8 protein-coding genes and 1 pseudogene are annotated in these 9,109 nt (G+C 68.7%); 2 read left to right on the forward strand and 7 right to left on the reverse strand.

What is annotated here, in order from left to right; all coding sequences use genetic code 11:
• Positions 1-21: 21 nt before the first annotated feature.
• The 4 genes from ACIA8N_RS36250 to ACIA8N_RS36265 all read right to left on the reverse strand — a co-directional run bounded on the left by ACIA8N_RS36250 (position 22) and on the right by ACIA8N_RS36265 (position 4,326).
• Complete coding sequence (locus ACIA8N_RS36250) at positions 22-1,494, reverse strand: serine/threonine-protein kinase (RefSeq protein WP_365787306.1); 1,473 nt, start codon at positions 1,492-1,494, stop codon at positions 22-24.
• Between the two features lie 132 nt (positions 1,495-1,626).
• Positions 1,627-2,895 (reverse strand): ATP-binding protein, encoded by a 1,269-nt coding sequence (locus ACIA8N_RS36255; protein ID WP_365787308.1) that lies wholly within the window; start codon positions 2,893-2,895, stop codon positions 1,627-1,629.
• A 154-nt stretch (positions 2,896-3,049) separates the two neighbouring features.
• Complete coding sequence (locus ACIA8N_RS36260; protein ID WP_365787311.1) at positions 3,050-3,388, reverse strand: hypothetical protein; 339 nt, start codon at positions 3,386-3,388, stop codon at positions 3,050-3,052.
• 764 nt (positions 3,389-4,152) lie between these two features.
• Entirely contained in the window at positions 4,153-4,326 is a 174-nt protein-coding gene (locus ACIA8N_RS36265) for a hypothetical protein (RefSeq protein WP_365787313.1), read from the reverse strand.
• 261 nt (positions 4,327-4,587) lie between these two features.
• Here ACIA8N_RS36265 and ACIA8N_RS36270 point away from each other — a divergent pair, with 261 nt between their 5' ends.
• Entirely contained in the window at positions 4,588-5,565 is a 978-nt protein-coding gene (locus tag ACIA8N_RS36270) for a DUF6551 family protein (RefSeq protein ID WP_365787315.1), read from the forward strand.
• Between the two features lie 234 nt (positions 5,566-5,799).
• Here ACIA8N_RS36270 and ACIA8N_RS36275 read toward each other — a convergent pair whose 3' ends face one another.
• Both ACIA8N_RS36275 and ACIA8N_RS36280 read right to left on the reverse strand, forming a co-directional pair.
• Entirely contained in the window at positions 5,800-6,240 is a 441-nt protein-coding gene (locus ACIA8N_RS36275; RefSeq protein ID WP_365787317.1) for a DUF402 domain-containing protein, read from the reverse strand.
• A gap of 413 nt (positions 6,241-6,653) precedes the next feature.
• Positions 6,654-7,880 (reverse strand): hypothetical protein, encoded by a 1,227-nt coding sequence (locus ACIA8N_RS36280; protein ID WP_365787319.1) that lies wholly within the window; start codon positions 7,878-7,880, stop codon positions 6,654-6,656.
• 500 nt (positions 7,881-8,380) lie between these two features.
• On the opposite strand from ACIA8N_RS36280, the gene ACIA8N_RS36285 reads away from it, so the two are divergent.
• Positions 8,381-8,842 (forward strand): hypothetical protein, encoded by a 462-nt coding sequence (locus tag ACIA8N_RS36285; RefSeq protein WP_365787321.1) that lies wholly within the window; start codon positions 8,381-8,383, stop codon positions 8,840-8,842.
• Here the strand turns inward: ACIA8N_RS36285 and ACIA8N_RS36290 are convergent.
• Positions 8,843-9,019 (reverse strand): annotated as a pseudogene (locus ACIA8N_RS36290) (transposase); the annotation flags it as partial.
• Positions 9,020-9,109 lie beyond the last annotated feature (90 nt).

Consider the following 9,109-nt stretch of genomic DNA (forward strand, 5'->3'; position numbering starts at 1 on the left):
GAAGCGCAGCGGAAGGGCTGATCAGCGCCTCCAGGAGCCTTGGGGATTGCGCTCGGGCATGCGGCTAGGGTGAGCAAGTCGACCGTTCGCCGCCTGGGCAAGCCAGGTGGCCCATCGGTCGATGAACTCGTCCAGGTCCCCGATGACGAGGGGCGTGAAGGGCCAAGCGACCTGGTGCATGCCAAGAGTCGGGCTGATGGCGGTGCGCGCCTCGTGGTGAGGGTCGAGGGCGAAGGGTTCCGTGGTGCCCGTTACGGGGCGGAGCGGCGTGTCCATGAAGGCCGTCTCGAACCACTGGTACTCGGCCGCCGTCTGTGCGTCGGCGTACCAGAAGGAGTGGCTTCGCCCGTTGTACCCGTGATGGTTCACGGGGACCTTCAGCGAGAGCGTCGCGGAGGCGATGACGTCGAACGGCGCCGGTGTCGAACCGGTACGCCAGATCTCGGGAGCGGTCTCCCTCGGTCCGGACAGGGTCAGCTGGGCGTCGTTGATTCGGACGGTCCACCCGCCCTGCTTGCCCTTGCGGACCTCCGCGTTCGGAGCGGCGTTCGTCAGGGTCGTGAGGAAGGGGTCGGCGATGAAGGCGAAGGAGGTCGTGGCGGCCTCGAACAGGGCCTTGCGGCGATCGGCCTCGGTGGCATGTGCTGAGGCCCGGCGGTCTTCTTCGGCCTGACGTGCGACCGCGCCCTGGTTGGCCTCCGCGAGCGCGGCCAGCCCGCCGGAGAGCGCGGCGACGGGGATCCGTCCCAGCCGGGCAAGCACGTTACCGGCCGCGGGGCGCGCCTGGGGCGCCTTGTAGAGGCATTCGGTGATCAGCGCGGCCAGCAGCGGCGGAGCGGTGGCGAGGGGCGGCGGGGTTCCGTGCAGGTGCTGGTCCTGGAAATCATGCTCGTCCGGCCCGGTGAAGGGCAGGGTGCCCTCAAGGAGCTCGTAGGCCAGGATGCCGAGGGCGTAGATGTCGCTGGAGCTGGTGGCCCGCTGACCGTTCCAGCGTTCGGGGGCCATGTAGGCGAGGGTGCCGTGGAACTTGAAGGTGCGGTTGGCGGTGCTTGCCTCGGCGTAGCGGGCAATGCCGAAGTCGGCCAGGCACCAGCGGCCGCCGAGCAGCAGGATGTTCTCCGGCTTGAGGTCGCGGTGGACGACCTCGCGGTCCTTGAGGTCGGTGAGTGCTTCGGCGACATCGGACAGGACGGCGACCGCCTCGTTGAGGGGCAGTCGGCCGTGGTCCTGGAGGTGGTCGCGCAGGGACTTCTCGGCCCGGGGCATCACCAGTGCCCACTGGTTCTCGTGCTCGCCGCTGTCGATGACCGGCACCACGTTGCGGACGCCGTCCAGGTCGGTGAACAGCATCTCGCGCTCGGTGCCCGGGTTCTTGGGCACGAGCTTCACCGCCGCCTTCTCGCCGTCGGTGCTCACCGCCTCGAACACGGCGCCGAAGCCGCCACCTCCGATACGGGCGCCTACGGCCCATTCCTTGTTCAGTGCCAGTGTCATGGTGCGCGTTGTCTCCATCGTCAACTGCTGTCCTGTGAGGGCCGTTTCGCCCTGCTTCTATGGTCTCAGGCCCCACTGACACACGGAGGGCTGATCGTCCGGGGATCGTGCCGCCTCGCGGAGCGGCGAGGATCACTCCTCGTCGGTCAGGGCCTTCGCGAACGCCTCTTCGGAGTCCAGTGAGCGGAGCAGGGGACCGAGGAGCCTTCGCGTGACCGTGCCCGGCGCATCGCGCAGCTCGGCCAGCGTGGCGCCGGTGCTCTCCTCGTACGTGTCGGCGCTGTACCGGTGGTTGCTGGCGAAGATGGCCGGCTGGCTCCAGCGGCGTCGGCCGCGAAGTCGGTTGGCTCCGACGGCCACGGCCCAGTTGCCGTGGTAGCCCACGTCCTCGGAGATCAGGCGGATCAGCTCCAGCATGTGCCGGGTGAAGACGACGGCGGCGGAGTCGAAGATGACCTGCTCGGCCTCGTCTGGCGACTCGTACGGCGTAGAGGCGCCCTCGGAGAGTCGGGTCATGAGCAGCCGCAGCCCGCCGTCCTCGAAGAGCTGAAGCTCGACGACGGACTCGTCATACGAGCCGCCTTGCGGGGTGTAGACGCGGCCGGCCCCGATCCCCGAGGAGCTGAGGGCCACTCCCCTCGCGCGACGGTGGCCCTGGTGGGCCGAAGACAGATCAGGGCTGAATCCCCCGGAAAGCGCTGCCCGGGTACGCGGGGCTTGCAGGGCACGCTGGATCAGGGCGGGCAGGCGCTGGTTCCAGTCCTTGGCGCCGGTGATGGGCAGACACATGTCCCGTCGTCCGGCGGTCGGCTGGGCGACCAGGAAGAGATGGGACTGGGCTCCGACGTCGCGCAGCGGGTCCTCGTCCATCTCCTTGCGCAGCAGAGTGAGGGTGTCGCCCTCGATGTCGCGTCGCCGTGCGTGGAGGCCGACGACTTCGGCATCGGCCATCTGGTACTTCGTCTTGTCGCCGCGGCCGAAGTAGCGGTTGTCGACCATGTGCGGTGCAACGGGGCTGGCCGGGATGTGCACGATGAGGTAGCCGGTGCCGTCGTCGGCCGCCGAACTGATCTCCTCGGTGATGACGGTCAGAGGCGGGTCGGGGATGGTCCGGGCCACCTGCTCGATCTTCTCCGGCAGCCCGTTCAGGGGCTGAGGGGCGAGTTCGAAGGTGCGGCTGTCCTTGTTCTCCTGCACGCCGATGATCAGGGTGCCGCCGTCGACGGCGAACGACGCTAGATCGCGCGCCAGCTCCTTGTTGTCGCCCCTGCTGTTCGGCGCCTTCTTCAGGTCCAGGTGGTGGCTCTCCTCGAACAGGCCGCCGTCGACCGCGGCCTGGAGGTCGGCCTCGGTCTTGGGCATCCACCGGGGGTTGTCGGAGGAGAGGTAGATCGACGTCACTATGAAGTCCCGCTTCCCGTGATCCAAGGCCCGGCATCCGGACCGCAGCCCAAGGGGCTGAGCACTACGGAGCAGGTCCGACAATGGACTTTTCGCTTTCCACGTGCCCACCGTGCGGGCGGGGACCCACCTTCGACGGCCGGGGTCCTGCTTACTAGTGGATGTTCCGTCGGTGGGCCTCGTACCGGATCCATGCGGCCAGCCTCTGCGCTCTGAGGGCCCGGTCCCGCTGCTTCCCCGACAGGTGGCGCGGCAGTGGCTTCGGCTCGCCGTTGGACTCCAGGAACAGGTCAGCCTTCGACGTCAGGGGCAACATGTCGGCACCGCCGTAGCAGTCGCTCCAGCTGATGCGATGTCCTGTCGGTGGGCAGCAGATGTCGGCGTGGGCAGCGTTGAAGAGCTGATGGGCCGGCTCGCCGCCGAAATCGCTGTCGTGCGGTTCGCCGAGGTAGCGCGAGATGAACTTGGCTGCGTTGACGCGGCCTCTAGTCATGAGTCCTCCCAGACTCGCGTGCGGTCGACCCTCGACCGCGTAAGGCCCCGCGCCTGCATCCACGGTAGTCCAAGAAGCGAGGTCTGTCCGAGGCGCCTTCCCCGACCACCGCGGTGCGACGCCGACCTATAGGCCAATGTCACCGCGCCTCACGATGTAGTGCCGTTCCACGCGACCAGCCGGACCGATGAGAGTGTCCTCACCAACGAGCTGCCAGTCCATCCAATAGGTTCCGCCGCCGTGATGTTCACCCCGGCAGGAACAGGTGCAGTCGTCACCGGCTGCACTCTGGCACCTGCGGTCACATCGCTCTGTCGTGGAGAACTCAAGGTAGACGTGTACTTCTCCGAACCGTTTGGCGAGAGCGGCCGTGAGCGTCCTCAGGTGCGGCTTCGCTATCTCCCATCGCCCGGGGCGCACCGTGTTGATCCACTCGGGACGGATGCGATCGCCCAGCTCGTCGTGCAGCCACGCTCGATTGGTAGCGCCGAATGGCATCCGCATCCACAGGCGCTTCTGGTCGTAACCGCGGCGTATCCAAGGTTCTCTCACAGCCCGATGTCCTCCAATACGGCCTCTGTCCACTTGCCAGCCTGGCGAACATAGCCCCAATAGGCTGGACTTTCTTCTGCATTGCCGGACGTGCAGAGCCCGGCTGGCGGGGGCCGGAAGCGATTACACGCCCGCCGATCCGCTAGGCGGTGGCGTGGGGCTTCACGGCCAGGTCCTCGTTCTCGTTGTGCAGGTGGCCGGTCTCTGGGACGTCAGCGGGTGAGCGGTTCTTCGGTGATGTGCAGCGTGTCGGTGTCGAGGACGTACTCGTTCTCGTCGCGGCCATTGTTGCGGGCGAGCAGTGCGGAGGGCGGGGCAAGGACGCGGTAGAGCTTTCCGGTGGTGGGGCGGCGGCCGCCGGTGCCGGTGGCCGTATCCCTCGGCAACGGTGCGGCTGGGGGTCCATGACCAGTCGGTCCGGCGCTCGGGCACGCTGCCGCGCCAGAGCTCGATCGCGCCGGCGGGGCGGCCGTCGACCGTGAAGCCGGCAGCCGGGAAGAGGGTGCGCCGCACCTCCCCGGCCGAGGGCGGCGTGAGGTCGGCCCGTGGAAGTGCGAAAAATTTCAAAGCGCGAGAAATTCCCACGCGCGAGAAATTTCTATGGTTCACTATGTGTGACCTGATCGCTACCCGGAGATGGGGGGCAAGTGGCACGCATCGCCACGACTGCAACGGTTCCGGCACAGCCCGGATCGCCGAAGGCCGTCCGAAAGTCTTACGCGGAGATCCGCGTAGGAGACCTGCACGTCGATCAGAATCTGGACTCTGCCCGTTTGTTCGGCACCAATACTGGTGAGGATGCCGGCCCCGCCGCGCAGCGGAAGAAGGATGCCGCGTGGACGGCCCGGCTGACGAAGATGTGGGATCCCTTCGCGCTACTCCCGGCGATCGTCTCCCTCCGAGAGGACGGCCGGCACTACCTTCTCGACGGCCAGCACTCCACGGAGGTGGCGGTCGAGAAGGAGGGCCCGGACTTCCTCCGCGACTGCATGGTCTACGAGGGCCTGTCCGCCGAGCAGGAGGCGAAGCTGTTCCTCGCGGCCAACCGTGACCGCAAGGCCGTGAAGCCGTTCGACATCTTCCGCGTCTCGATCACCGCTGGAGACCCTCGCAACACCCGGATCCTGGCGGAGGTCGAGAGCCTCAACCTCGGCATCTCGGGTAGCACCTCAGCGAACAAGATCGGCGCGGTGCAGGCGCTCACCGCTATCGCGGTGATGGACGAGAAGCACGCCGCCCGGGACAAGAGCGGCAGCCTGGTCTACCCCCTTCTCCTACCCGAGGGGCGCTCACCGCTGATCCCGCAGGTGCTCCAGGTCGTTGAGGACGCCTGGGGCCGCAATCCCTCGACGTGGGAAGGGATCATGCTGCGGGCCGTCGCGATGGTCCTCGATCGTAATCCTGGCGCCCAACTCGACCGCCTGAGCAGGAAGCTTTCTGGCACCACCAAGCGCAGGATCTCGGTCGCGCAGTGGAAGGAGTCGTCCATCGCGAACACCGTCGGCGGCGGCGGCTCTTCTTCCCGCTCCGCCCCTCTCGCAAAGCTCATCGTCAACGAGTACAACACCGGGCTGAACGACCCGGCGGAACTCCTGATCCCTCCCGGCCGGCCCGACAAGAGCTGAGCCGCCATCAGAAGAGCCCCGCGCTTACGGCGCGGGGCCTTCGGGTTCTTCACGGCGTCCCATTCGGCGTCACCGGCAGCCAGCCAACCTCCAACCCCAGCTGAGCACAGTCGGGAAAGGCCGGCGCTCTCTTCTCGACGCGTTCCGAGTTCAGCCGGCCTGAGCCGCCTCGACCCCAGCCCTGACAGACGACACCTCCGGTCCCCCTCTGAGGGCAACCGTGCAAGCCCTTGTTCAGCCCCCTTCCGATGCAACCCTGCCCTTCGCCGCAGCCGGGCCGGAAAGGCGCGGCGTGGGCCAGGCCGGTTCCCACCGCCAGGCCGCCCACCGCTCCGCCTGTGCGAACACCCCAGACCGTTCGGTGAGCATCGCCATGGCCTCGTCGCGGGCGTCATCGACGGCTTGGTGCTCGGTGCCGGAGATGATGCCGAGGCGACGCACGTGGGCGTACTCGTCTTCATCCTTCCACTCCCAGCGGGTGAGGTCGGGCTTGACGACCAGGTCCACCGTGAGGTCGAAGGTGTCGAACCCGGCCTCGGTGCGGCGGATGGGGTGCTCGAAGTTGACGTACCAGTACCGCAGCCGGCGTCCGCCGCCACTGTCGGGGACGAAGACGGCGTTCACGCTGAACCAGGTGGCAGGCGGCTTCCACAGCAGCAGATCGGCCTCCTGCAAACACCGCGTCCGCAAGCTCCCACTCCCCCGTCGCCATCGCCTCGAACGCCTCCGCGCGCACCGACCGGTCCCCCTCGTCGCGGGCCTTGGCATACAGGGCGGGCCACCGGGCCTCCGCCCCGGGCGCACACGCGGTCACCAGCGCCTCGCTGGTGTCCGCGAGGACCCGCAGCGCCTGCTCGCTCCATACCCGGCCCGACCGGTACACATCACGCCGTACGACCGTCTCGCCCACCTCGAAACCGCGCACCACGTCCTCCTTCATCGGCCCCGGTCGGGGTATCCGGCCAGGCTTGCCCACCTCAGCGCGCTCCGGCCGGGGTGGACAAGCCGCCGTACGGGGCGGCTTGCCCACGCTCCCTTCGGGCTTGCCCGGTGCGGGGCAAGCCACCCTCAAGGGCGGCTTGCCGGGGTCAGGTTCGGCGGCGGAACCGGCCGTAGCCCTTCCTTGCCCTCCCCTCCACCTCTGCCGCCTCCCGTGCGGCGTCCTCGGCCCACTGCTGTGCGACACGCTCGGCTTCGGCGGCGGCCTTCTGGCGGGTGATGTCGTCGGCGTGGCAGGAGGCGCACACCGAAACGTCCCCGGCGGCCCAGGCCGTCCGGTGCGCGGTGGTCTCCTCCCAGCGCTGGTCGGTGAACTTGACCCCGCACCGCTTGCACACCGGTCTGCGGGCCTCCCGCTCAGCAGCGCGGCGCCGCTCCTCCTCCGCCTCGGCGCGGGCCTTCTGCTCTCGGAAGAGGGCATCGCCGTCGGGGTTGTCGAGCGCGGCCGTCAGCGTCTGCTCGCCCTTGCGTCCCAGCCGCCGCCACACCACCGCGTCCGCGCCGTGCTCCGTCAGCTGCACCAGGGTGGTGACGACGACGGGCACCGCCTGGCTGTAGTCCTTCGCCGTGATCGCCTCGCGGTAGAGGCTCCCGTACCGGCGCGGCGCCCAGTAGCGGCGGCCGGCCTCCTCCAGCACAGCGACCGTGTTGGCGACCTTCGCCTCGGTGGTGTCCGCGAACACGAACGCGAGTGGCGCCAGGCCCTCCCGGCCGGTCGGCGGGTAGACCCGCCGCCACAGCCGCTTCTCGTGGTCGACGTGCTCGATCGCGTCTGGCCGGGAGCGGACCAGATCCACGGTGTGCTTGTCCGCGTCCCGCGGCAGCAGTCGACCCCACTCCCAGTACCGGCGCAGCTTGGTCACCAGGTCGTGCGCGTCCTCGGTGCGGCGGTCGATCTCCAGCAGCAGCACCGGCACCCTGACCGCCGGTGCCCGCACCACCAGGTCCGCCCGCTGCACGAAGCCGTCTGCGAGCCGGTGTCCGATCTCGGTGGCGAAGCCGAGCCGGTGGCCGATCCCGGCACGGTGGAGTTCGGCGGCCGTCGTAGTGACCGCTGCGGCGTGGTCGTCGTAGCTGGTGCCGAGCAGGTTCCCGGTGACCGGGTCGTACTTCTCCTCGCGCAGCGCCGAGATGCGTATGCCCTTCGGCTCCAGCAGCTGCTTCGCCTCGCCGTGGCCTCGCTTCGTCAGCACCCACACCTGCCGCTGGTCCTCCCGTACCAACTCGATCCTCACCAGATGGTGGTCCTGAAGATCCAGGAGGTTGTCCCGCGTGAGCTTGTCGTGCTGGTTGCCCGGACGGGTCAGCTTCCACAACTGATCGGGCGTCGCCCTCTGGAAGATCCCCAGCGCCTGCAGCAGCTCCCTGCGCCGAGGCCCTGTCGAGTTCTTCCTGTGAGCAGGACGCCTTTGGACATGAGGGTTGTCGGACCTGCGGCCCTCCCCTGTCCGCCGGGGCTGAACTGCAGAAACGTCCGCCCCGTGGTGACGGGGCGCGGAGGGGGTGATGGAGGGGCCCACGGAGGGGGCCTCTCCGGTCCGGTCACGGGGCTGCTCGGGCTCGTCTGCGGTGCTCGCCACAGGGTGCTCCTGGAAGGTGGGGCGGGCCCATCCCGCCGTTCACCTTCTACAGGTTCGGTTTTCGGCTCTCGTGTGACGCCGGTCTTGTAGAACCTCGCTGCCGTGACCGCATCGTGATCAATCTGAAGGGGAGAGTTCCCCCCGTCGGCGCCGGACTCTGTCCACAAGGCGCGATCCGAGCATCGGGTTCGAGACCGCCGCGATCAGCGGGAGGGCCCGTACGTTGAGGAGCCGACGTGCCCAACACCACGCCGCTCGCCCAGATGACCCCGCACGCGGCCATTAGCGCCTTCAACTACCTCCGGGCCGTCCAGGCCGATGACGCCGCCGCAGCCGGCGAATTCGCCGACGCCGAACCGCGGATGCCCGAACTGCTCGTCGACGTCGCCGAACGCATCGTCGTCCCGGTCACCGCGCTGCCCAGCCTGGAGGCTGGCGAGCCGTGCGAGGACACCTTCGCCCTGGAGGCCCTCGTGCGCGTCTTCGTAACCTCGCTGCGGATCTGGGCACAGGCCGGACCGGACACGGCGCAGGGCATCGCCCGCGCCGTCATCGACTTCGCGCAGCAGCTCCTCACCGACGACCACGAGGACGTCGCCGACACCCTGCGCCAACTGGAAGCCATCGGCGTGGGCCAGGCCCTCGCTGCGCACCCCGCACCGACCGGTGCGCACCCGGTGCGCCTCACTGCCGTGTAGGCCGGCGTTGATGAGGCGATTGTTCTTGACGAACCGGCGGCCGACGAACCGCTTCTTGCCGGAAGCCCGGGTGATGGGGGCGGATCCGGCGTACGACTTCAGCGCCCGGGCGTCGGCAAACCGTGCCCGGTCGTCGCCCAGCTCGGCGAGCACGCGGGCACCGAGCATGGGCCCTAGGGGTCGTCTTCAAAGATCAGAGCCAGAGCAGGATTGAGGCGATGGTGAGGGCGGCTTGGTAGGACTCGCGGGTCTTGTCGTAGCGGGTGG

The sequence above is a fragment of the Streptomyces sp. NPDC051822 genome, from assembly GCF_044452745.1.
In the GTDB taxonomy this organism is placed as follows: Bacteria; Actinomycetota; Actinomycetes; order Streptomycetales; family Streptomycetaceae; genus Streptomyces.

Bases quoted from the DNA above. Each gene is read 5' to 3' on its own strand.
- ACIA8N_RS36250 (WP_365787306.1), bottom strand. From the start codon at position 1,494: ATGACACTGGCACTGAACAAGGAATGGGCCGTAGGCGCCCGTATCGGA.
- ACIA8N_RS36260 (WP_365787311.1), bottom strand. From the start codon at position 3,388: ATGACTAGAGGCCGCGTCAACGCAGCCAAGTTCATCTCGCGCTACCTC.